The organism is Citrobacter sp. BIDMC107, assembly GCF_001037575.1.
Classification (GTDB): domain Bacteria; phylum Pseudomonadota; class Gammaproteobacteria; order Enterobacterales; family Enterobacteriaceae; genus Citrobacter; species Citrobacter freundii.
This window is the reverse complement of sequence record NZ_KQ089850.1, coordinates 35310-58583: the sequence shown is the minus strand read 5'-3', so window position 1 is coordinate 58583 and position 23274 is coordinate 35310. Positions and strand designations below refer to the sequence as shown.

The following is a 23274-nucleotide window of genomic DNA, read 5'->3' as shown; positions in this document are numbered from 1 at the left end:
ATCAGTTCTCCTCTGCCGAGATTTTTTCTCCAACACCACGTATTTCAGCTTCACTGAATTGCGTTATCCGGAATTTATCTTTTTCAGTTGAAATCAACACTGGAGTGTTTTTAATCTGGAAGCGGGAAATAATTTGCTCATTGACTTTGAATACTTTCCCGTTAAATTTCTCGCGCAGATCATTCAGATGGTCCCAACCATTTTCCTGTTTAATTCGCGTAAACATCGGCATAACCTGTCCGCTGCCAAGAAGTTGGCGATATTGCTTCTCAGCCCAATCAAGCTGCCCCGGATTCAATGGGTCAAAAATTATCATGGTGAGGTTCTGCGGGAACCTGCTCAGCGGGTTAATCAGCTCGCCCGCAGAAGCAATGACGCGGCCCTGCTTATCTTTCACGTCCTGAGTGACCCTGATAGTCGGGTCAATTAACCATTCCTTGTGCTCCTGAGCCGGAGGCAGATTAACCATGAATTGGTTCTTCCATGTGTCTGCAACAGCTCGCTTCTTGGCGCCCTCCCAGTCATACTTTTGTGCTCGCTCTTCGAGCTCTTTAATAATGCTTTTCTCTTCGACCGGATAGGTCGTACCAGCATTAGGTAAAATATCCTGATCGGGATTTCTGGCCAGTTCTCGCTGGAAGAAATCAACGTTAAACGAACCGACCATTTTAGCGAATCGGGATTCCTCACGGGAGATAATTGTCGGGACCTGCGTGACCTGGTACTGGTCAAACGCATCAGGGTCAATCGTAATCAGTGGAGAGTCAAACTTCCCCTTCACCACCAACTGATTGATTGCAGCCTGAGTCTCCGGAAGACGCGTCGTGCCTTTCTTCAGACCATTAAAAACCACTCTCGCCTTATTTTGTGACGCGGTACGGAGTAGATCTTCTAGGACGTAATCAGGCAGGCTAAATGACGCAAAGATAGTGATACCGTTTTCTGTCGAAAGCACCTCTTCCCGTCTGCTATCTATTTTTCGTTCGAAGTCAGCGGCGGTGATCCCTGAGGTACCAAACATTTTTTCGATATTCGTCGACTGGCTGCGCATTACTTCTGGTTTATTTTCGACAGACTTCAGTGCTGAGTCGTTCAGCTGAATATTTCCCTGAATTTCATCACGTCTGCGAATAATGTCATTAACTGCTTCAGAATTATTATTCTGAGCGCGTATAGCCTGAGTATGATCGATAACCGCCTGCACACTGTCAGCATTCATACCCGGTACATAGCCCCGATTCGTTGGCTGACTGATGTCCCTGTTTTGCTTCAAAGCTTCAGCCTGGCGGACGTACTTCTGGACATCCGGAGAATCCAGAGAGCCTGACGAGAGCGGGCCTTCTGCTGTTTCCGGCGGCGTTGACTGAGCGCCCAATACTTGAGCTTGCCTAGCAATGTCGTCAGCAACCTGTTGATACTGGGGGCTAGCCGTAGCGGTGGACATCAAGGCGTAAAACGCCAGGCAGGTGGCCAGAGGCTTAATCGTTGTTTTTAATTCAATAGATCGCATATGTTTTCCCAATAACTGAAGTCAACTTAACCGGCCCCCAAAATCGTGAGTCCCATGAGTGATCCGTTTGGCCAATTAAAAAAACTTCTCCTTTCGGAATAGTTAATTCTCTTTCAATAGACTCAGCAGGTATGTTGTATTTCATTGAAATACGTCTGGCATTAGCTTTATAAAACTTGCTCCCGTTATAAACGCCATCCATTGTGACTCTTAGGCGATCTCCGCCTACCCCCGCCACAATTTTAATAACCTTCTCATTTTCACGTATAAATCGGACTGATTTTGGCATATGAAATGCAATGATGTTTCCTGCCTTGACAGATTTATCCTTCAAGTCAATCATGTAAAAATCAGCAGGTAAACAACCATTTAATAGCCCATGTCCAAATGTAAATCGAGTAAAGAAGATGGCCAGTACCAGTATCAGAATTGCCAAATTGATCGGCACGTACCAATCAAAACTCAGTAACCCACGCTTCTTAGGTATGTATTCGCTCATAACCTGCTTCTCTCAGATACCGGAACCAAAGGACTAATTTTTACATTACCTTAATACCTATTATCCATGTTTTGGACCGTCATTATTTCTACAAAGCCAGTTATTTCTGATAATTTACGCCCCTCTTTTTCTTTCATTATTGCCATTGATTGGTGATTCATGAGACTTGTATCACCGTTCATGCAAAGTAACTTTTCCGACGAAATCAATTCAAAAGACCAAAGACAAAAAGCCGGGACATTACTGTCCCGGCTTCTATTTCAGTACATAAATTTGTCTTACTGCGATGTACCAGTTGTTTCTACAGCCTTTGATTTTTCCTCATCTGGGCCATATACGACCGTGCGCTGTGTTGCTGAATCTCCACTATCATCATATGCGACTACACGGATATCTTGCTTCCCACGATTAAGATTTTTCGATAGTGTCGCAGTGCTGCCAAAAACATTCCTTAGTTCATCATTGATATACCATTCATAACGAACCAGTTTGCCATCAGTATCGACACATTTATTTGTGAAACTCCAGCTCATATTGGATTCTGTATGGCTTAGCACACATTGCGGAGCGGCGTTTTTTACAACATCAAAATCTACTGATGCTGTACCACGCTGTCCCATTTTACTGACAACATCCAGCGTGATTTCATATTTTTTCTCAGTAAGACCGGGAATTCCCTGAGCCCAATAGTTTTTACTACCCTGGACAACCTCTCCATTTACTTTATACGTCACCGTATCAATACTGTCAGCAGAGTGCGCCAGTTTAATATTAGATCTTAGTGTGACATCAAGAGGAGCCCTCATGAACTTATTAGAGAATTTTGGGGTCATTTCAACAGTCATCGGAGTTTGCTCATCGACGACGAAGGTATTTTCAATACGCTGTTCGTTATTACGGTTATCGCGGAAAACGATCATCAACGTATATTTACCCGGCTTCGCAATTGCAAACTCTTTCGTATCTCCTTCATCTTTTGAAATGGAGATATTTTCCTTATCGTAGATCCACTCCCGTGAATAAGTTACTCCCGGATAGTCACCGTCTTTTATTCCGGTCAGGGCGACGTGTAAGGTCGACGGGGCCATAGTGTATTTTAGCTTCGTACTGACTTTCATTTCAGGGAACTTATACACCCAGGACTTAATCGATACTTTCCGCGTGGAAATGGTACTTTCCTTGCTGTCAGCGAGCCATGCACTGTATGTAAATGCCGCATAGCCTTGCTTATCCAGCATCTCCTCTGTCAGCGTCATCGACAACTTAGGCCCTCTGATTTTCTGTCCGTCAGGGGCAGTCCATTCTTCAATGACGTCATTTCCGTTCTGGTACCGACTGTTCGGGTTGGAGTATTTACCATCTAAAGTAACTTTACTTCCCACCTCTACCTTTGAAATGCTGCTCACTGAAACGGAAAGGCGCTTGGGTTTAGCGACCGTTAACCGCGCAGACGTCTCTTTCCAGGAGGACTCTTCAGCCAGGTCGTCTGAATCCAGATAGCGCATCCGGGCGTAGATAGTTGGCGGAAGCTTCTCAGCGGCAGTCACGGTATAGGTAGTGTCACCCGCGACCCAATTAATTTTATCTTCCGACCACATTACTTCAGCCGTACCCTGCGGAATCGGCTCATCATTATCCAGCAACGAGACTGGTAAATCATCGCCTTCAAGAATTTCCGCAACATCAATACTTAGCTTAGGCTGTTTGTACGTTACAACTGTCAGCACGTCGCTATAAGACACTTTTGACGTAAACTTGTTGGTCATCTTGGCCCTGTAGAGCCACTTACCGACGTCAGTTTTTCTGATTGAAATACTTCTCTTCCCAGTCATGTCCGAAAGCATCGTCCATGTCTGCCCATTGTCTGACGACTCCTGCCACTCGGTAGGAGCAAGCGCATCAGAGTTAGCTGTGCTGGCCGATTTGAAGTTCACAAGCGTACTGAGCGGGATACGGCCGATAATCAGGCTCTTTGAGAGATTACCCTCCAGCTCTTCACCCTTATACACACGTATGCCGACCGCACTTGTTTCCCGGGTCAATTCAAAATCAGCGAAAGGCGAACGGACTTTAGCTATCCCGACAAGACGCATGTTCCCAAGGTCCATATTCTCGATTTTGATTTTTGTTTCGACTACCCCGGCATCATTCACCGGCAATGCCTCGGTTAATGGGGTACGTTCATACGTCGTTTTAAAACGGCCTGTTTCTGGATCTTTACCATAGATACTTTTCTGAGCGTAAATGGTTACATCCCAGTCACCCATTGTCGTCCGGCTAAATGAGCTTTTGCGAGTTGAATTGTTATAGCGCCCAACTGACACCTTCAACGGTAATTCCATTGTAGTAGCCGTCTTTTTGTCTTCGACTTCCATCGTAGCCCGAATGCTGAAGTCGGGGACCGTATACACGTTAAGTGTATCGGCGGTCCGCATTGTCGGGTCCTTCGAGTACTCTACAGCAATGTCGAATACATTTTTCGTCCACAGTGGGGCTGCGGCTACTTTCAGACGCTGAACGAATGTAGTTGCATCGTTGTTTGATGAACGGTTTTTAAACGTCGTTTTTGTGTTCTCACCCCCGTTTTGCGAAACATAGACTGTCACATCAGCAGGTACCACTTTTGCCAAGAGGCGAGCAGCTTCCCCACCTGTCGTGTACGCTAGTGCAGTGTTAGGGTTGATCCCAGTTACCAACTTATTTTTCTTGTAAGTAAGGATTGGGTTATATGGCAGTTGAGTTGTCAATACGCGGCGGTATTTGGCCGACACAGCTTTAGAGCCTCTACCGTTTATCATATAGACTTGGTAATCGAGCAGGTTTTCGCCAGTTTTATTGAAGAACCCCGTAAGTCCTGGCGTCCTGCCTTTAAAGTAAAATTCAAGCCCGTCCGGTACATTGTTCCACTGAGGGTAACAGGCAGTGATATCAGATTTGCCGCCATACCACTCAAGATAAGCCTGCGCGTTCTCTTCCGTAGTAAAGAGAGTGCATTTATCACCGGCTGTCTGACTCATCAGATCGGTATATTGCCGAACGCGAGAATACAAGGTGACGTCTTTTTCTAAGTTTTTAAGCGCAAACCCTGTCGGTTGATACGTGAAAGTGGTATTGAATGTCACAATCTTGCCATACAGGTTTTCCGCCACGACTGTGATTTCGTGGTCAGCATTCACATCTAGATCATCCCCCACCGGCAGATAATAAATGCCTTTGTAGTTCGTTGGGGTGAGTTCAACAACTTTGTTATCGATAGTAACGGCTTTAATATCCGCAACCCCGGCCTGCCCCTGGAATGCGGCAACAATAATTTCATTTAAGAAATAAACAGGTGCTCGTTTTGCCAGCGCTGCCCCATCCTTAAGTACCATGAGTGTGGGGTTATCAGAAAGCATCAGTTTGCTTTCGGGCTCATTGTACGTAGACGTATTCTTGCTAGTATTCTCTATAGTGAACGTGGCGGCATAAGAGCCATTCGTCAGGTCTGTTAAGTCAAAGATATACAGATACTCATCGCCGACCTTCTGGGGTCCGCTCACGGGCTGGAGGGTACGCCGTATCGGTGTTACCCAGGATTGCTTAAAGTCGATAACCGTACCGTCATCCAAAGTTACTTTTGTTGTCGGCTTGAAAACCCCGTCCGGCACCATCGTCAGCGTCATAGCTGTTGGTAGCCACCACTCGCCTTCAGTCTCTTCCTGGGGCACTTTGACGGCTACAGCTACCGTTTTAGCGCCGGTATAGATTTGCTGACCGCCAATACTGATAGTTTTAGCTTCATCAGTGAAATTCCAGAGAGTATGGTCAACAACAGGAGGACGGTAGTCCCAGGTCAGCGTAAGCTTTTGCGCTTCAGGAGGGGCAAAGTAATTATTTTTCGAATTAGCGGTGACAGTTATTTCCCGTGAACCTATCAATAAATCCGAATCACTTACTTTAATACTTCCTACATCGATCGTGCAACTGGTCCCACCAATAGGGACTTCACAGGCAGAACCCGATCCGATAGAAATATATTGCACAAAATTGCGGGGTTCTACTGAGACGGCAAAACTCCTGATCACTTCATCCTTAATATAAGATTTAAGTGTGTAACCCTCTTGAACCAGCCCATTCATAGACGACTTTAGGCCGGTGATCGTCGGTTTAACCGGTACGAGAGCATTAACTGTATACTCCCCTTTCACTACTTCTACTTTTTGCCTTTCTGTACCGGAAAAATAGGAAATTTTGTAAGGGAGTTTTAGGTCTCCTGAGCTGTTTGGAATCCCGGTTAACGTGAACCCGTTAGCAGTAAATCCAGAGCTATTTGGAAGCCACTCAAAGAAGCAGACAAGATTATCCACCGTTGATGTCGCACGATCATCAACCGTCACATTACATGCGGTTCCAGAGCCTGAGGCAGTAATTATATTATTGTTTACGAATGCAACAAAATCGCCCGGGCCGGGATTAAACGTGACGGCAGGCATATCAGCCTGGAGTTTTCCGGAAATCATAATTGCCTCGGCATGTACCGACTTAATCGAGGCAATTAAAGAAAACAACAGGGTTAAACATAAACCTGATTTTCTCATGACGAACACCTGTTTTTTTTACGCAGAATTAAAATTACTCTACGATAAAAAAATCTGAAATCTTGTTCGTTAAGAGGAAAAAAAAATATTAATTTTTTGCTAAAAATTGAAGATTTTTAACTCACTGACAGCTTTTCGACTCCGAAAGGCGCAGAGCAGTTATTATCGATTCTGAGGATACCCATGGCATCTTAAGCGTCAAGAATCCAAGCAAAAAAAGTCCTGTTGAAACACAATCCATTTGCGTTACGGGAAGATTATAATTTATGGGTTTAAATGAACCCCTTTCGACCGGAACAATGCCTGACGTGACTAACAAGCCCCCACGGTCATTTGGGCCGATAGTGATATTTTTGTAAGCCTGGTGTGTGCGATGCGTGGTTTTTCTCTTTTCAATTTTAAGTGTAGGTTTAATTCTCAGGAAGACAGAAGCCAGCGCCATGGCTTCGTTTTGGGATAGTTTCATGAGAATACTTCCCTCTGAATTCCACCCATATTCTCTATTGTCAGCCGGAGGGGCGAATTGGAGAGTAAGGTAATATTTTTCAGCCTCGCTTATGAAGGCTGAATTATCAGCAGACCGACTTATGTCGACGTTCACTTCAAATGCCATCGCCACTGACTGGCTGAAGACCCTAGCCCGTAGAGCCTTCGTTCCAATAGCTTCCAGTTCTTTCATTGCTATGCTCTCTTCTTAAAGAACCATATACCGGAGATGACTTCATTATCCTGGATGCGTATCAAATCCGAAATAACAAAACCACCTTTTCCTTCCGAAATTATCATGGTGTAAGAGCTCGTATGCACAAGCCGAGCATTTTTGATTGGTAACCCAGCACACTTAACAGAAATTTCATCAGGCGAAACTTTTTCAACAAAAGTAACTTTTGATGCAACACCATTGATATGTATGTTTCCGTTATCTGCAATTTTAACGTTTAACGAAGGTGTGGATTCTTTATCACAGGGTTGGAAAACAGACGTGGCTTTAAGAACTTTGCCAGTAAAATCGTACAAGTCGGGCTCCGCCGGTCTTGCGTTGAAAAGCGAGTAAGCCCCCGCAATTGTTAAACCGAGCACTACAAGAGGTAATAGTTTCTTGTAATTAACTTTCATCCTCCAGTTCCTCTCCAATCAGGTGTAAAGCACTCACGCACATAAGCCTAAGCTGATACAGCAAATTGTCGGCGGTGATACCACCAACAAATGTCACTGTACGGCGTATCGATACACCACCAGGCTCGCATTGAATATGGCCAATACCCGCATCGCGAAGAAAATCATTCTCGGCGCTTACGAGGTCTGCTTCCGCAGGTGGAATGACCACTTCGATGAGTATTGTATCAATTGGAGCCCATTCCCAGTCGTACTTAAGGGAGGAAATTGGAGCGATAGAAACATGAAATTCATCAATATTAAAAATTACAGGTTTTTTGCCCGTTGATTCAGGCTGAATGAAGGGATTCTCGACCAGGACAACTGGGAATTCAGAAATAGACAGAACTTCGATTAACTGATCTCGACGTAAACCATGTATTAGTGAGTTGCGTGATAACATTCAGTCAGCCTTCATTATAATAATCAAACAGTTACACATGATGCCGTTAGTTTCTTTACGCTCATCCAGATTGCACGGCAGAAACTCTTAGGATCATAGGGTGCTAGGGTAACAAAAAAACCTAACTTGACCAGTAAAGCATAGAGATTTTTTACATAAAATAATAAATAAGTACCAATTTTAGTAAGATATTTCTTACTTCAACCAATACTTTAGGACAAATCTGTACCCGTTTTAACACCTGTTCTTAAATCGTGCAAACGAACAACCATAAACAGGAGCTAAACCACCTTTTTTTTAGTAGTATACATAACTAAAATTAGGTTTCATAAAACAAACTGGTTAGACCTGAAACAACCAAAGAGGTTCATAATGAGTTTTTGAGTTGGATCTATAATTCTACGAAATTATTTAACTTGCTATGCAGCATTGAGTGTTCCATTAACTACATGTAACCGGTTCACCATCCAACCTCATCTACTAATAATATACCAACAAAAAAGCCAGCTGGTAAGCTGACTTTTTTGAGAGATTACAAATTTTAATCAATTGATACTTCTATATTTACTTTGCAAGATTTGCGAGGTTTGCATTTGCCCTTTTCTTCTGCTTTGTTGTCACACCCTGCACTTGCGCTTGTTCACTGAGCGCCATGGTTTCGGTTTGAGCTAAGTTAACGTCCGGAGAACCATGATTAGTTTTTAGAACTGAATCATTCTGATTTGCGATCGCAACAGGCGGCAAGGTCTCTACAGTCACAGGCATGGAGTTTTTGGCCAGTTCTGTAGACATTAATTCCAACCGCTGTTCCTTTGCTGTCTCAGGCTTTACTGCATCACTGACATCAGTTTGACAATTAGTTGAAAATACAGCAGCAGGATTCTTGCAATTATTAATCTTTAAAATTAAATCGTTGAATTTCGAATCAAGCATAAGACTTATTTGTTCTTTCAACTGTTCATTACTTAAATCACTCTTTTTAAATTCATCATTAAAAAACCGATTTAGATCAGCAGCCGTTAATCTCTCATTCAGTCCATTAATAAAACTTGATAGCTCGGGGAAGAGGTTATTTAGCACTAACCCCGTAGTGATTGCAGACCTTATTATGGAAAGCTGTTCGCCACGATGTGTTAAGTCACTTTTTTTTAGAAAATTATAGGCATACGGAGATTGCCTTTCCGATAACCAAAACGCGCTAATCTGGATGCGATCGTTTTCCTTCTCAGTTTTTTTTGTCATACCCCCCCCCCTTTACAAAACCATCATCACGCAAAAACAGTATCTGCAATAGCCAGTGAGAGAGCGAATTGCGGATTATCTACCATGATGATTTTCGATTTATCAAAATGTTCACGCACTGCCGGTTCAATCAGGTAAGAACCCCCACCGACTAGGAATACATTGTGCGGACGTTCTTCCACCTGAGTGACTGCTTTGATCACTTTTTCTTGAAGTTGCGCTACGGCACTATTTACGGCTTGGAAGACACCATCAAGATCATCGGAAGAAACCTTTAGTGAGGCTTTGTTATCACGATTGTCGACCAAGTGTTGAATATACGCGTAGCTTGCGTTCAGCTTTGAAGAATCCAGATAACGACGGACTTCATCATATACGATAGAACAACCAATACGGTCAAAACCCTTGACTCGGGAGATCTGTTCCAGCTGACCAGTAATGCTTGCTACATCAAGTGTTGTCCCACCTAAATCGATAACCAGGCTTGATTCAAAAGATTCAATTAACTCAATTTCATCTGCACGAGTTACCGCCGGAAGTGACTCAGGAAACACGGTAACTGAAACAACATTAAATGAAACACGCTTACCATCAATATAACGTTCAACCGGCTTCATCAGGTTGTCTTTTTTCCGTTGGATGTTTTCGTCATTGGTTTCACCCAAAGCGGTATAAAACTGACTAAGTGGCAATGTTACATAGAGATGAACATCCTGCGGCTCTAAACCAGAGGAATGAAGAGCATGGTGAACATTCAGACGACTGATCTCATCGTACTGATGCGCAACGTCGGTAGTTTCAAGGGCATTACTAGATTCACTGTGATGAGAGAATCGTTGAAGGCCATCAATAAGGTAATTAAACGGAATAAGCCCGTCATGGCTTACCCGGAAATCTGCAACGAAACTATTTTGAGTCAATAAGGGAACAAGGTCACCTTGATTGTTAACACAAACCAGTTTTGCCGCTTTACTACCATCATCAATAACAACTTTAAGTGTCTCTAATTCAGTAGAGTTTGATTCAGCTACAGCCAGTTTTGTTTTTACTAATTCAGTCATGCAGAACCCCTCGAATTGGTTTAATTAACCCACCACTTTTGATATGGGATTTATACACTAATGGTTGCTTTAGGTCAACAAAAACGAGGCAAGAAACACACGTAAGTTATTGTTAAAAAAGAATCCTTCGTTTTTAAAAATTGTCTTGCTCTACTTTATGTACACTTGATAAAAACACACATAAATGACGTTTTCTTCAGCTTTACGACACTAAAAAATCCTATCCAAAGACGGCACTTAAAAGTCTCTCTGTGCGGATACTACAGATGAATTCAACTTCTATTTTGCCTAAGCGCAGAAATTAGCCCTCTTAACGAAAATATTGCCGACACTCATCCGGTATTATTACTGTACTTTCTAGAAGAGGCATTTATGGCATCTGAGCACGTCCAGACAATTGACCTGACTAATTATTCCGGAAGGGTTTTCTTTCTGGCAGACCCCCATGGACATTATTCGACGCTTTGTAATCTTATCCATTCGATATCGAGCCCAGATGAGGAACTAATCATTTTCCCTACCGGGAATCTCTTTGATTATGGTCCTGAGCCCATGGAGTTAATGACAGCGATAAACACTGGTATTTTTGATGGACGTTCTGTGCGAGTGTTCTCAGCAGCCGGGGCTGGTGAAGAGATGATGAAGAAGCTCTTACCCACAAATAATGATCGTAGGACTTATTACCCAAGCACATTTCTTAACGAACGGTGGTGTGCAAGAGGCGGACGTTGGCATAAACAAATTAACCGCAGTTATCTTGAAGAGGAGATCAGCAAACTGCTCTCCACCCAGCTGGCCACGGTGATGAAGGTGCTTTTTAAAGGAAATATTACTATCGGTGTTTGTCCATCCGACTACACGGACATACGACAGGGTTTCGACAATACCTATAACGCTCTCCTCGCGTTTAATCAGGCAAACGTGAATATCTTTCAGAGTCAGTTTCTTTTTGGTATGGATCACGCAGTCAGCCCAATGAATATTAGCGATGTCAACCTCGTTGTACTGGGTCGGAATCCGGTCAATAGCATCAGAAAGGCTCATGGGTTACCTTTGACTAACTTACCTGTACTCGTCGGCAACTGTCTCCATATCAATACTGGCTCGCTGTTCATGTCAGCAATTAGCGATCCAGCACTACTAGCCCCAGGTATACCTCGTACTACAGTTCCGGCAATAACGCTGGTCGAGTTGATACTGGCCTCAACACCAACCCTAATTTGCCACCAAATGATCCTTAATAAGAACGGCATTTACACACAAAACACAACACCACTTGACCTGGATTTAAAAGATAACAACATAGAGGCTGCTTTATAATGCAGAAATTAAAACTGATAATTTTACCGGTGCTGGCATTTGTGTGGCCATCAATCAATGCAACCGCATCGACTAAAACACCAATGCCTACTTCTCAGCAGTCAGTTGCTAAATCTGAGGCTAACTATGAATTTATTTCTATTTCTGCAAAATATGTCGACGGTATGTGGCTTGTTAATGGTCAACAAAGACCTGTAATTAAAACAAGCATGACTAAGCGTAACTATCTCCAGATCGCAAATCAGTCAACACTTACGCCTTTGAACCTTGTGATACCCAAAATTGCATTTGACGTTATAGCCAAAAATGGCGTTTTGTTATCAAATATTGTATCCCTGGATGAAGATGCAGCCGGTAAAAAAATTCTATGGTTAGAGCCGGGTTCCAGCCTGACAATCTCTTTCGTCAATGACCTATCCAGTACCCCATTACAGGCGATAGTGTCCGTAAGTAAATTGAATAAAAGCGTTATTGCGATTTTTGGACCAGACCAGGGTAAAAAATTCACCCTCCCCCAAACTTCAAAATCACAGGATTTTTCAAAGGAGTATGACCCTTCACCAGAAGTCGCACTACGTCTCAATGTGCCCAAAAAAATTCACTCTTCCGTCACAATCCCAGATGTCGCGACTGCATCATTACCGTCCTCACATACCTACGAGATTATAGCGACTGATAAACTCAGGTCTTTTATGTTTTCAGAGTTTGTTTGGGTTGGTAAACGTAACAGCTTCCTCGTTGGTTCTAATTATTTCTCCAAAAATTTGACGGTTTACCCAGGTGAAGAATTCGATATCAGCACCATACAGAAAACGATTATGAGGGCTAGTAATGATTAAAGCAGCCGGAGTGATTTTTATCTGTCTTTTGACTGGCTGTCAGTCGGTTGGAAGCAAAATTGCAGACCTCCCCTCAGTAGGTTTCGACCCTGTGATGAGCAACAAAAGTGAATCCTATACCGACGGAAAAGTTACTTTTCTGATTGAGAGTTCAGGCACTGATGTCTGGCTGCTCGCCAAGAATGGTACCAAGGAATTTATTGAGTTATCGGATCTAAATCTAGCCGGAAGCCGTTGCACCTATTCATCGCGTGGGAAACTGTTATTAACACCTGGTTCAGTTTCATTGTTTACTGTTCCGACTGTTGGTTTACTCGGCCTTTGCTACGACAACACTGACCAATTAACGTTTATTAATAACGCATTTACCAAAATTTCACAAAAGTCGAGTGATGGACCCACATTGCCATTGTTGTTCAGTATTAGATATGAATTTCCCGGCTCGGGTGAAACAAACACAACGCTAGTTACGCAATCATTAAGTCTTGCATTTTTGGAACAGGAGCAATCATGAAATCTATATTGGCCGTCATCTGTATTTGCTGCTGCGAGGTGGCTTTTGCTTATCCTTATCGCATCTACACAGCACCTGATGGTGCCATTGTGAAAAATATACTGACCAATGAAGTGATCGGTAGGACACCGGTTGAAGTTGATGTCAGTAATACTGAAGCAGGCTCCACGTTCGGGATATCTATGTATCGGCATGAGAATGTTGCAATAAAAATATTCACAGTAATGCCAAGCGCGGAAAATAACTTTACTGTTTCAGGTCCCGACGTTGCAACAATGTCTTTACCAGGTAAAGCCCCTTTAAACGTAATTAATGACAGTAATGCAGCAGCAGTTCACATAGATCTCAGGCCTTTTCTTTCTGAACCTGTACATCAACCCATTCAATAGTTAATTTAGGTCCCTGTCATGGGGACCTGCAATCTCATTTATAAGGATATTTGTTCTAAAGATCATGCAGTTACACGCATCTAGAATGATTAAGGCTTTACAGTATTGATAATGGAGGGAATGAAATTAAGGTCAACATAGTAATAAATCCGCATCCTTGCGATGCGGATTAATGCAAAATTTAATTATTCTTTTTCTTTCAACTTCGATTTTATAAACTCCTCAATTTCTGCGATCAATTCGCTATTAATTCTATTAAATTCAAACCTAATTTTTCTTCCAGACGCATTTTTGCTAATCCTTGCATATTTATCTTTATTATCAAACACGGCTAATTCACGAGTTTCCCACCCCTTGCTAGGAGGTTTTATGTCAAGCTGTTCAACTACTGTAGTAATTTTATCTATTACTGTCTTCTGTGCTTCGGAAATATCGGTTACATCCAAGCTCCTTATTTCCTCCCGAACATTATCTACAACTTCCTCAAGAGAGAATAAATTCTTTTCGACGTACTTCTGTAGTCGGGATAAGCGATTGTAATACGAGTTAGGAATACCTTCATAGTCAGGAAAGAGAGCAATAAGAGAATTATCTATCTTCGCCGCCTGGATACGCTTAGAAACAGATACATGGCTGATTCCGAGATAATTAGCAAGCTCTTCATTAGTTGCAAATCCAAGGTCTTTCATTTTCTGTAAATACTGGAATCCAACTTCACGGTAAGAAAATCTCCGTGATGTCTGTGCTGCTGTAATGATGGAATTAATATCTTCCGGGGATAATTCATCCGGCAACACCCATAGTGGCAAATCCTTCGCAGATTGAATACAACAGAAACGCCTACGACTGCCCTCTATAAGCAGATACACCCCATTTCGTTTGACAGCAACGCCTTCTGTATCAACACCACGTACCTTAATTTGTTCCAGGATATCTCGAACTGCATTTACAGTGAGAGCTTCCTGGTTTCGTGGGTTCATAGGGTGTACTGCGGTTTCCAGTTCCACCTTCTCAGCCGGTACAATGATGTGTTCAGCTTCCAGCTTACGTCCATTATGTAAAGCAAACAGCTTCCTCAGTCGAGGCTGTGATTTCAGGCCTGGAAGCCCGGAGCGATGGCTGACTTCAGTACGCTTAGGTGCATTAATATAACGGGATTTGTCATTCCCGATATGCTGCTCATCACTCATGCGTTACTCCTTTCTTTCACAGAAAAACTCTTAATCTCATTTATAAATTGCTGGTAGACCGCCATTACAGATTCTTCAGCCACATCAAGCTGCTTAGGTGAGCAAAGCTCTTCAGACTTTTTAATATCCAATACGGTTCTGCCCCTTGATGCTGCGGCTTTAAACGCTTCGGAATTTTTAATATTTGCAGACATAAAGAGTTCCTGCACTGTTCTTACCAGTTTATCAAGAACAATTTTTTCATATGGACTCTTATCGTCTACGTTAACAGCCAGCACTTTGAACCACCTCAGATTTTCGCCCTTGCTCGGCGATTGTTTGAAACGCTCGCTGATGGTCAACATGAAATCAGTTGTGGAAGCATAATCGTATTCACGAGGTGATACGGCAACAAGAATGCCATCAGCGGCTTCATCAGCTGCCCAAGTGATTGGCGAATCCTCTGGTGGAGTATCGATGATAATCAGGCCGTATTTTTTCTTCAAAACAGGCAGAATAACTTCTTTGAATCGAAGTAATAGCTCTGTTCGTTCTTCTCTGGAACACTGCCAGTATTTATCTTTAAATCGCGCATCTGTAGGAAATGCTGTAATAACATCAAGATTCGGTAGGTGTGTCGAAAAAGGCATACTCTCAATGATTTCTTCTTCCGAATACCCTAAATCAAGGTATTTTTTGTAATCTGAGTCCTCTTCATAAACCCCTAAGATGGCGTCAATAGCAGTGAGGAAAACATCATCTTCCGCTACACTTTGTATCATCCCGCTACCAATTGAGCCTTGTGGGTCCCATTCGATCAAAAGTGTCCTTGCGTTTAGATGCATATCAAGCGCTGCGGCTACAGCAAGAGCCCCTGAAGTTGTACTCTTACCCGTGCCGCCCTTATGGTTCTGCGTTACGATTGCACGGCTATGGTAATAGTCGCTGTACCGAGGACAGCCCAGAGCATCCATGATTTTTTGGACGTCCCACCTGGTATAGAGATGGTTTTTGTTCTGAAAGATAGGAGCACCAACCAGACCTCTATCTTCAAGATCGGCAAGGATTTTATTAAAGGTGACGCGTGACTTGCCAAAAAAATCTGACAGATTTTTTTTATTCAAACAATGGTTATAGATGAGGCGATCTACACCTTCAACACTATCATCCGAGACCGAAACCCTTGAAGAGACCAATAATGACTCCTTCAGGGAAATCTGCTCGCTCTTCATTCGTTGACCGACAAGGGCGATCTTATCAATTAGATTCATTCTCTTCCGATCCCTTTTAACCTAAATAATGAAATTAAACGCATATATGTACACTTTACGCATAATGCGTACATTCGTGCCTTATGCGTTTAATTGTAACCGTAATTCTAACTATACGCTAACGTTCTGTTTCTTTTTCGTCGATTATGGGATATCAGCCTCATCGGTTTACTTTGTTATGTGTAAAAAGAGAGTTATAAGGAATGACTTTCAACATTGGCGATAGCAAACTACCGACTTAACAAGAGTCAGCTATGTGGCAACTAACGTCAATTCCCCTGTATTCAAAAGCATCTCTTTTTGGGCTGGCGATTAACGGGGTTAAATGTTCCGGCACTCAAACAGCATCCCGCCCTGGGCTGGCGATTAAGGGGGTTAAATGTTCCGACACCCGGACAGCGTCCCTCCCTTGGCTGGCGATTAAGGGGGTTAAATGTTCCCGCACCCAAACAGCATCCCGCCCTGGGCTGGCGATTAAGGAGGTTGAATGCTCCGGCACCCGGACAGAATTCGGCCTTGAGCTGGCGATTAAGAGGGTTCAATGTACCGCCGCTCCGACAGTATCCCGCGCTGGGCTGGCGATTAAAGGGGTTAAATGTTCCGGCACCTGGACAGTATCCGCCTTGAGCTGGCGATTAAGGGGGTTAAATATTCAGGCACCCGAACAGTATCCCGCCCTGAGCTGGCGATTAAGGGGGTTAAATATACAGGCACCCGAACAGCATCCCGCCCTGGGCTGGCGATTAAGGGGGTTAAATGTGTTCCGGCACCCGGACAGTATCCCGCCTAGAGCTGGCGATTAAGGGGTTATATGAATCAGTTCCCGGGAGGGATCTATACATGACCTACGATAAAAGCAAAACAACATTAAAGTTTGGTTGTAAGAACTGAAAAGTACAAAGTTGAAATATGAAACGCGGGTTGGACCTCTCTAACGTTAGTGGTAATGACTTATGGTGCAAACATAAATCTACATATTTATGGGAAGCTGGTTAGACGACGTCCGGTCTGAAGCGCACAGACTGAAAGAGTACCGTGTGGTTCGGCGTGAACCCAGACAATAATGTTAATTCTTCGCAGCAAAATAAGAGGGCGTTCTCACAAAAGTTGTGGAGACTTGTGCAGATTACTTCTTCTGAAATCTCGTAGGCCGTTCTAATTATCTCTATGTTACTAACATTTAATTTCCTTTACCTTTTCTAGTGTTTTCGAAATAAGGTTTCGGTGTGCTAGAACTTTGTTGGAATTTAAAGCCTGGACTCTAATACCGGGCAAAAGAGTAGAATATGCCAGGCCCCCGCAAAATTTTCGACGGCTAAGGCGCCATTCAGGAATGAACTAAATCCTTCCTGCTTACCTCGTGATCCAAAAGATGGCATTCAGAATACTAAGAAAGCACGCCGAATCTGAGCCTATAACCCTTTGGCTAAATTATGCAAAGCAATGTTACTCAACACCCGGGATAAACTTTAAGGTGTTTATATACCAATTTTGGAGATTAAGGCGCACATACCCGGCGGAGCGAATTGGTTGGATCGTCAGTAAATTGTTTTATTAGGAATAAACTTCCCCAATTTCAAGATGCGAATTTCAGGTTTTTTGGTAAATGGCACTACGCTTGTTTTACAGATAGCAACCAGTTACAACATCTCGATTAACCATATTCTAGTAATCACTTGAAGCTGAAAATGGTTGACTATACCAACCTAAATAGAAGGCATTTCATTTTAGTTCAAAACAAAACTGCAACTTAATAGTTATGGTTGGTTTAGATAACCACAAATACGAAAATTGACTAACAAAACAAAAAGAAACCAACTCACAAATATTATCTCTAACTTGTTAAACAAACCAACAAGACATGAGTTATTGTTTGTTTTTCAATGCCTTACCAAACTTTAAATCGATACATAAGAAATTATGGGTTGCTTAGCTAACCATAAAGATAGTGTTTATATCTAATATACAGTAGCGCGACAAATTTGGTTATCACTTGCAACCACAACATCCGTATCCAAGGCAGGAAATTTAGCTCAGCACAGGCCGAGCATGATTAAACATCAGCCGTATAAAAGCTACATCACCAATCAACTTAAGTAGAAGCCCCAGAGAAGCCAATCAACAGTATCTACAAATAAAATTTAGGGATATTTAGGGATATTTAGGGGAGTTAATTCGATCCAGAAATTCTGAACCTGAACAATTGTTGCGGGGGAGGGCAGTGTAACACAGTTAAAAACCTGTATTTTGAGTAAAGTACGGATACCTCATCCAGTAAAGATGAGGTATCCAGTACTACTTAAACGTTATGCAGCTGCATTGCTAGCAACTTCCTGTTCATACAGTATCTCAATTGCTTCGCCGTAAGAGCAATCAAGACGGCTTTGTATTTCCCATAGCTTTCCACGGTCGGTACTGTCAGTCGTAAAACAAAGCTCCATTTTCCTGTCTACATAGAGGCGACATATCTCCTGGAAATTCTCGAATCGGACGAGCATCTCAGAAAATGCACGCTTTATCGTTCGTATGTTTTTCATACGCTCATATTCAGCATCAGTCGTGGAGAAGTAGTTATTAGCCTTCATGGCTTCTATGCTCTCCTTTTCCTGCTTCATGATGATCTTCCACGGCGAGTTGGCCGTCAGGGCTCGACCTACCGAGGAGGTGAAGTAATCTTCAAAGGACTGGGTAATACAAATACCAGCACAGTTCGTTTTCCTGAATCGGCGCCAGGCAGCTTCAAGGAAAGATGAGAAAAACTGATTTGACTGATTACTGGAGCCTGAAGCATTATCCGGGCGAATATACTCCCATGCCTCATCAAGGATGAACAACCGGCGGCGACCGTCCTTTTTGATAAACATTGCATGCTGAGCAGCTTGAATGATCGACATGAGCACGACTGTCTGGAGGTGAGGGGTACCCTTCAACTCTTCAAGCTCAAGAACTATAAACCGACTACCGAAGTTTATTGGCGGGAGCTTTTCGGTAAATCGATTTCCGTAAATGCCTCCTTCACACCATTGCCCTAATTGCTCACCGATATCTTTAATACGCTTATCTTCATGGGCAGAACAGCGGCGTGCAAATCCTGTAATAGAGCCTGTACTTCCGACTTTACGTGATTCGTTATATTCATCACCAATCAGTTGAAGCATGACCGATTGTTGAAAGTCGTCAATATTTCCTTTTTCAGATGCCATTATTTTTAACTGATTCAGGACCATAATGGTCTGTGCAACTTTATCCTTTTCTTCATCGTTATTATTTGAGTCGTCATTGAAAACAGGCGCTTCATCAAAAACTCGGTCTGCAACAGTGACATCGGTCAAAAATGCGAACGGATTCAGAGTAAAATCAGGCTTTTTACCAAAATCTATAAACTGACTATTTGTATATTGCTCCGAAATACCCTGATACGAGCGACCAACGTCAACTACAAAAATCTGGGCTCCATCAGGGTCAAATGCATCATAAGCATTGTTTTTGAAACCTTCAAAAGTATCACGATAATGGATCAGATTATTAGAACGCGGCCCTGCACCAAGATAGTTATTAATGATGTATGCAACCCAGAACGATTTGCCTGCACCAGAAGTCGCCCCAACAACCATATTATAGCTGGCAGAAGTCTTGAAGATATCAAGCCCCAACAGCTGGCCCTCTCGTGAGACGAGGTTAAGTACAGGTCTGTCAGTATTACCTTTCCATGGGCCGAATAGAGGGGTCATATGCGCTGCACCAGTATTACTGACTACCTCAAAACGGTCCAGATCTAGTATCGTCTTGGGGTCATTACACATTGGAAGGCAAGAGACAAAAGATGGAAAGATGATGTATGAATCATCAGCCACTTTAACGCGACTTTCCAGATAAAATGATTTTAACTGGTCTGCGGCAGACTGGACATCTAATGCTGAATTCCCCATGACGGTAAATGTCAGATAACTGTGTAAAAGACGGGCCCCATCTTCCAGTTCACGTGTTACCGCCATGTAATCATTATCCATGTCCTTCAGTCTTGGACAAAACGTTAAGACGGTTGGGATACTAGCTTGTTTGTTAGTAATTGCCTTATATCTGACGTTATCTCTAGCTAATTTTAAGGGATCGGCGAAATGGACTGTTTGAGTTATCATAAATGGGCTAAATATAGTTTTACGCCCATTCATCCAATTCACTACAAGTTCATACATGCTTCCAAAATTTACATGTTCTGGGAACTTGACCACAGATAATTGTTTGAAATAACGATGTTCAGAAACATCAGTACTCTGCGTTGTAGATGAAAAATTATTTTCAGTTACTGTATATTTTCGCCCCGGAACATTTAGCTGTTCGTTAAGACGCCTCATAGTGTTGACTTCAACATGACCTTCAGCCCAACGTGATGTTTTTCCCGGATGCATTAATTTATCCATGCAATAAAGCCAGTTTTCGGCGCTAACTTTATGTGGAAAAAGGCCCAGTGTGTTCAACTTACTGATTAGGTCAGAGTACAGTGCATCGATGCGATTAATTTCAATTTCAGTAGGAAGCGCAGATTTCAACGGAATAGAAAATGACATCCAGATCTGAAAGTCACGAAGCATTAATTTATCATGATCCGGTTTTAAGGGTTCATTTAGACTTCTATCATAATAATCCAGCTGGTAGGCCGTGAGTAAGTCCCCCTTAAGCTTATCATGTCCTTCCATTCGACCACCACGAACTGCCGACCAGGCACTTAAATGCAAGGTCAGGTCCGGCAGTGCTGTTAATGAGGTCTGACAGATAGTGTCAGTAGGAAAATCCATTTTAAATAATTCAGCTAACACATCCTGCTGATTATCAAAAACACCAGGTGAGGGGTTACAAATAAACATAAACCCAAGCCGATTACCGTCTATTAGAAAATAATTCGTGCCAGGAATCTGGTCGTATACAGGAATAAACCCACCAAACTGGTGGCGACTTAATTCTTTATTATAGATGTTAGCAGATTTCATTCGCGACCTCAGAGTTGTCTGATAATACCGTTAGACGAAACTGCTTTCGTTGCTCGCTGTTGCTGTTGCATATTTTCACGAGCGGCATCCTGAACTTGCAAAGGAACTATTCGCGCCGGATTTGATGTCGAATTTTTACCCGCAATCCAAGTTTGGGGTTTGACATTCACATAGACAAAGCCAGGCAGGTTTAAAGCGTCATTATCGTCCGTGTATGGTGCAAAGGTGATTCTCATGACGCGGCCTTGCTGAAGTACAGCAAGCGGTTCTGGAGCTACCACAGCCTGTTTATACCCTTGTGTACGGTATTGCTGGATCTGGCCAGAGCTGAGCGTAGGGTTTACAGGCTGTCCATTATTAACGGAGTAAAGGTCTTTACTAGCACTGATATCGGAATTTGGCGCAACGTAGCGCGGTACAGGTGCCGGAGATACAACCTGTGTTGTTTGCTTCATGACATCAGCAGTCGGATGGATAAAAGGGTTACCGGATGCACCTGTTGAGCTGTAGCTCGTTGTCATCCTTACATTAGAATTAACTGGAACGCCGCTTATCGGCCGTGGCCCGATTGTTGATGTTGGCGCGCCCATTTTTAATGTCTCATCGTACATAACGGGGACTTGGCCAGCAGGTTTAATTTGCGTCGTCTTGTATGTCACAGGCTTATTTACCAAGACGGCAGACTTAGGGTATTGCACAGCGCCAGGCGGCGAAATTTGGGCAGGGTACTGGCTGTCATTGACAGCCGATTTCTCCTTTCCCGAATTAGCTTCTTCCTCCGCAAGGCCGGAAAGATCATCACGGTTATTCGTTAGTTCCATAACTTCACGAGGGCCTTTACAAACGACCCCTTTTTCAATTCCCGGACATTCTGATTCTGAGCTGCCGATAGTACAACCCGCTAGGTATGAAGATGAACCAACAACCAGAGCGCTGAAAATAACTTTTTTAATGTTCATTTCATTACCTTAATTAGTAGCAAATGGGTTTTTGAGTAAGGGTTCGACACTTTGTTTTAACCATGAATCAAAATCTTTCGGTATGCCATTACCGGCAAGTCCGTCTTGTCTCACAACTGAAGGTACGCCCTGTAATTTATAAATACCTGCCAGCATCAGAGATCCTACCAATGGCTCAGCCGGACATGTTTCTGCCTCTTTTTTTGTCAGGAGCCTTTGTTCTATATCGGTCTTATTTCCCATAAGCCAACGCAAGATATCAAGGTCATTCACTTTGCCTTTTTCTTTACTGCACCATAGTTGACGTAATTCTTGCTTTGGCTCACCGGGGGAGGGGATTAAAATGATGTCAACCCGGTATTTTTCTCTTTCGTCATAGAATTTTTTTATTAAATCTTGGCAACCATCACAATCAAGCGTGATAAAAATAGCGGCTTGTCTTTTTAGTTTTGGGTTTCCTAAAGGGATCAATGCCACAGTATCAAGAGGAAAGGGGGCGTCGTCTAAATTAATAAAGTAGGATTTTCGTACATCTTCTACGGATAAGACTGACTTTCTCTGAAGAATGTCCATGACGCTACCACCCGTTATTGTATAACGTCCATCAGTGGTCACAGCCATCAACTGCGAACGTTCATCCTGGAACAGATAAAGACCTCCAGTCGGGATGTAAATAACATCTTTAGGCTTATAGCTTTGCATTTTCGCCAGTACGCCCTCTAAAGGTTTCGTGGACACTCCACCTTCTTTTGCTTTTTCCATTAATGCAGCTGCATCAGTGTTGTTTAATACATTTTCAGCAGCATTTGTAAGGGGTGGACACACTGTGATCATAGAGACCAGCAGAGATAAAAGTAACTTTTTCAATTATCGTATCTCACTTTCTTTTGTTTCGCCTTGTAGAGATTGTACCTCACCAAAACTTCCACCAAGGTCGATATAAGAGACTATTTGAACATTATCTGGAATTGTTACTGCTAATGATGCATCAATAACCAAATAGCCACGAGAACGGTAAACTTTCATTAATGCTTTAAAGTAATTTTCAAAGTTGTTTTTAGACTGTACCAAATCCGGCTCAGGATTCTGCTTATTAAATTCTTTCCTTAAAGTTTGCATATCAAGTACTGCAATTTGGTAGGACGGATTCGACATTGCTTTGACGCTTTCATAAACAAAACTCGCCCCCTTGTATCCATAGATCACGAAAAGCACAGCTAGGCCAGCTAGCATCAAATACTTGAGGGTTTTCTCGATATCTATTTCCAAAGTTACTTTTTTGGTTGTACGTATACCCCCAACAGGTTTAGCCGCCTCAAGCTTCACGTTTTCAGCAGAATCACTTTTTGTTCCTGGTTCAATGTTATTTTCCATAATT

18 protein-coding genes are annotated in these 23274 nt (G+C 42.8%); 4 read left to right on the top strand and 14 right to left on the bottom strand.

Annotated features, from left to right (window positions below):
- Nucleotide 1: 1 nt before the first annotated feature.
- From trhW to parM, 8 genes are all read right to left on the bottom strand, one after another.
- Nucleotides 2-1510, bottom strand: a complete 1509-nt coding sequence (gene trhW, locus SK39_RS23225) for an IncHI-type conjugal transfer protein TrhW (RefSeq protein ID WP_015063123.1) — start codon at nt 1508-1510, stop codon at nt 2-4.
- Nucleotides 1497-2009 carry an IncHI-type conjugal transfer protein TrhF gene (trhF, locus tag SK39_RS23220; protein WP_015063122.1) on the bottom strand — a complete coding sequence of 171 codons (513 nt, stop codon included), beginning with the start codon at nt 2007-2009 and terminating at the stop codon, nt 1497-1499. The genes trhW and trhF overlap by 14 nt, the downstream gene beginning before the upstream one ends.
- 278 nt (nt 2010-2287) lie before the next feature.
- Nucleotides 2288-6586: an IncHI-type conjugal transfer protein RSP gene (rsp, locus tag SK39_RS23215; protein WP_040113304.1), complete on the bottom strand. Its 4299-nt coding sequence runs from the start codon at nt 6584-6586 to the stop codon at nt 2288-2290.
- 121 nt (nt 6587-6707) lie between these two features.
- Nucleotides 6708-7265: a hypothetical protein gene (locus tag SK39_RS23210; RefSeq protein ID WP_022652167.1), complete on the bottom strand. Its 558-nt coding sequence runs from the start codon at nt 7263-7265 to the stop codon at nt 6708-6710.
- Between the two features lie 2 nt (nt 7266-7267).
- A complete protein-coding gene (locus tag SK39_RS23205; protein WP_022652166.1) occupies nt 7268-7702 on the bottom strand; it encodes a hypothetical protein in 435 nt (144 codons plus the stop codon).
- The gene (locus SK39_RS23200; protein WP_015063118.1) at nt 7692-8144 is read right to left on the bottom strand and encodes a hypothetical protein; all 453 of its coding nucleotides are present in this window, start codon (nt 8142-8144) and stop codon (nt 7692-7694) included. The genes SK39_RS23205 and SK39_RS23200 overlap by 11 nt, the downstream gene beginning before the upstream one ends.
- Before the next feature lie 564 nt (nt 8145-8708).
- Nucleotides 8709-9386, bottom strand: a complete 678-nt coding sequence (locus SK39_RS23195) for a hypothetical protein (protein ID WP_015063117.1) — start codon at nt 9384-9386, stop codon at nt 8709-8711.
- A gap of 26 nt (nt 9387-9412) precedes the next feature.
- The gene (parM, locus tag SK39_RS23190; RefSeq protein ID WP_015063116.1) at nt 9413-10447 is read right to left on the bottom strand and encodes a plasmid segregation protein ParM domain-containing protein; all 1035 of its coding nucleotides are present in this window, start codon (nt 10445-10447) and stop codon (nt 9413-9415) included.
- Between the two features lie 372 nt (nt 10448-10819).
- Between parM and SK39_RS23185 the strand changes: the two genes are divergently transcribed.
- Genes SK39_RS23185 through SK39_RS23170 form a run of 4 tightly spaced genes read left to right on the top strand, consistent with a single transcriptional unit; the run spans nt 10820 to nt 13509 of the window.
- The gene (locus SK39_RS23185) at nt 10820-11767 is read left to right on the top strand and encodes a metallophosphoesterase (RefSeq protein WP_015063115.1); all 948 of its coding nucleotides are present in this window, start codon (nt 10820-10822) and stop codon (nt 11765-11767) included.
- Nucleotides 11767-12606 (top strand): hypothetical protein, encoded by an 840-nt coding sequence (locus SK39_RS23180; RefSeq protein ID WP_015063114.1) that lies wholly within the window; start codon nt 11767-11769, stop codon nt 12604-12606. Before SK39_RS23185 ends, SK39_RS23180 begins: the two co-directional genes overlap by 1 nt.
- Complete coding sequence (locus tag SK39_RS23175) at nt 12599-13120, top strand: hypothetical protein (RefSeq protein ID WP_015063113.1); 522 nt, start codon at nt 12599-12601, stop codon at nt 13118-13120. Before SK39_RS23180 ends, SK39_RS23175 begins: the two co-directional genes overlap by 8 nt.
- On the top strand, nt 13117-13509 hold the full coding sequence (locus SK39_RS23170) for a hypothetical protein (protein WP_022652165.1): 393 nt from the start codon (nt 13117-13119) through the stop codon (nt 13507-13509). Before SK39_RS23175 ends, SK39_RS23170 begins: the two co-directional genes overlap by 4 nt.
- A 185-nt stretch (nt 13510-13694) precedes the next feature.
- On the opposite strand, the gene SK39_RS23165 is transcribed toward SK39_RS23170, so the two are convergent.
- The 6 genes from SK39_RS23165 to SK39_RS23135 all read right to left on the bottom strand — a co-directional run bounded on the left by SK39_RS23165 (nt 13695) and on the right by SK39_RS23135 (nt 23270).
- On the bottom strand, nt 13695-14699 hold the full coding sequence (locus tag SK39_RS23165) for a ParB family protein (protein ID WP_022652164.1): 1005 nt from the start codon (nt 14697-14699) through the stop codon (nt 13695-13697).
- Nucleotides 14696-15949 carry a ParA family protein gene (locus SK39_RS23160; RefSeq protein ID WP_015063110.1) on the bottom strand — a complete coding sequence of 418 codons (1254 nt, stop codon included), beginning with the start codon at nt 15947-15949 and terminating at the stop codon, nt 14696-14698. Before SK39_RS23160 ends, SK39_RS23165 begins: the two co-directional genes overlap by 4 nt.
- Before the next feature lie 2306 nt (nt 15950-18255).
- The gene (gene trhC / locus SK39_RS23150; RefSeq protein WP_015063109.1) at nt 18256-20937 is read right to left on the bottom strand and encodes an IncHI-type conjugal transfer ATPase TrhC; all 2682 of its coding nucleotides are present in this window, start codon (nt 20935-20937) and stop codon (nt 18256-18258) included.
- Between the two features lie 8 nt (nt 20938-20945).
- The gene (locus SK39_RS23145; protein WP_015063108.1) at nt 20946-21896 is read right to left on the bottom strand and encodes a TraV family lipoprotein; all 951 of its coding nucleotides are present in this window, start codon (nt 21894-21896) and stop codon (nt 20946-20948) included.
- Between the two features lie 9 nt (nt 21897-21905).
- Nucleotides 21906-22658 carry a protein-disulfide isomerase HtdT gene (htdT, locus tag SK39_RS23140; protein WP_185757620.1) on the bottom strand — a complete coding sequence of 251 codons (753 nt, stop codon included), beginning with the start codon at nt 22656-22658 and terminating at the stop codon, nt 21906-21908.
- A gap of 105 nt (nt 22659-22763) precedes the next feature.
- The gene (locus SK39_RS23135) at nt 22764-23270 is read right to left on the bottom strand and encodes a hypothetical protein (RefSeq protein ID WP_015063106.1); all 507 of its coding nucleotides are present in this window, start codon (nt 23268-23270) and stop codon (nt 22764-22766) included.
- Between the last annotated feature and the right edge of the window lie 4 nt (nt 23271-23274).

Coding starts and splice junctions, on each gene's coding strand:
- parM (WP_015063116.1), bottom strand. CDS start 10,447: ATGACTGAATTAGTAAAAACAAAACTGGCTGTAGCTGAATCAAACTCT.
- SK39_RS23160 (WP_015063110.1), bottom strand. CDS start 15,949: ATGAATCTAATTGATAAGATCGCCCTTGTCGGTCAACGAATGAAGAGC.
- trhC (WP_015063109.1), bottom strand. CDS start 20,937: ATGAAATCTGCTAACATCTATAATAAAGAATTAAGTCGCCACCAGTTT.
- SK39_RS23180 (WP_015063114.1), top strand. CDS start 11,767: ATGCAGAAATTAAAACTGATAATTTTACCGGTGCTGGCATTTGTGTGG.
- htdT (WP_185757620.1), bottom strand. CDS start 22,658: ATGGAAAAAGCAAAAGAAGGTGGAGTGTCCACGAAACCTTTAGAGGGC.
- trhF (WP_015063122.1), bottom strand. CDS start 2,009: ATGAGCGAATACATACCTAAGAAGCGTGGGTTACTGAGTTTTGATTGG.
- rsp (WP_040113304.1), bottom strand. CDS start 6,586: ATGAGAAAATCAGGTTTATGTTTAACCCTGTTGTTTTCTTTAATTGCC.
- SK39_RS23200 (WP_015063118.1), bottom strand. CDS start 8,144: ATGTTATCACGCAACTCACTAATACATGGTTTACGTCGAGATCAGTTA.
- SK39_RS23175 (WP_015063113.1), top strand. CDS start 12,599: ATGATTAAAGCAGCCGGAGTGATTTTTATCTGTCTTTTGACTGGCTGT.
- SK39_RS23135 (WP_015063106.1), bottom strand. CDS start 23,270: ATGGAAAATAACATTGAACCAGGAACAAAAAGTGATTCTGCTGAAAAC.
- SK39_RS23165 (WP_022652164.1), bottom strand. CDS start 14,699: ATGAGTGATGAGCAGCATATCGGGAATGACAAATCCCGTTATATTAAT.
- SK39_RS23170 (WP_022652165.1), top strand. CDS start 13,117: ATGAAATCTATATTGGCCGTCATCTGTATTTGCTGCTGCGAGGTGGCT.
- SK39_RS23210 (WP_022652167.1), bottom strand. CDS start 7,265: ATGAAAGAACTGGAAGCTATTGGAACGAAGGCTCTACGGGCTAGGGTC.
- SK39_RS23145 (WP_015063108.1), bottom strand. CDS start 21,896: ATGAACATTAAAAAAGTTATTTTCAGCGCTCTGGTTGTTGGTTCATCT.
- SK39_RS23195 (WP_015063117.1), bottom strand. CDS start 9,386: ATGACAAAAAAAACTGAGAAGGAAAACGATCGCATCCAGATTAGCGCG.
- trhW (WP_015063123.1), bottom strand. CDS start 1,510: ATGCGATCTATTGAATTAAAAACAACGATTAAGCCTCTGGCCACCTGC.
- SK39_RS23185 (WP_015063115.1), top strand. CDS start 10,820: ATGGCATCTGAGCACGTCCAGACAATTGACCTGACTAATTATTCCGGA.
- SK39_RS23205 (WP_022652166.1), bottom strand. CDS start 7,702: ATGAAAGTTAATTACAAGAAACTATTACCTCTTGTAGTGCTCGGTTTA.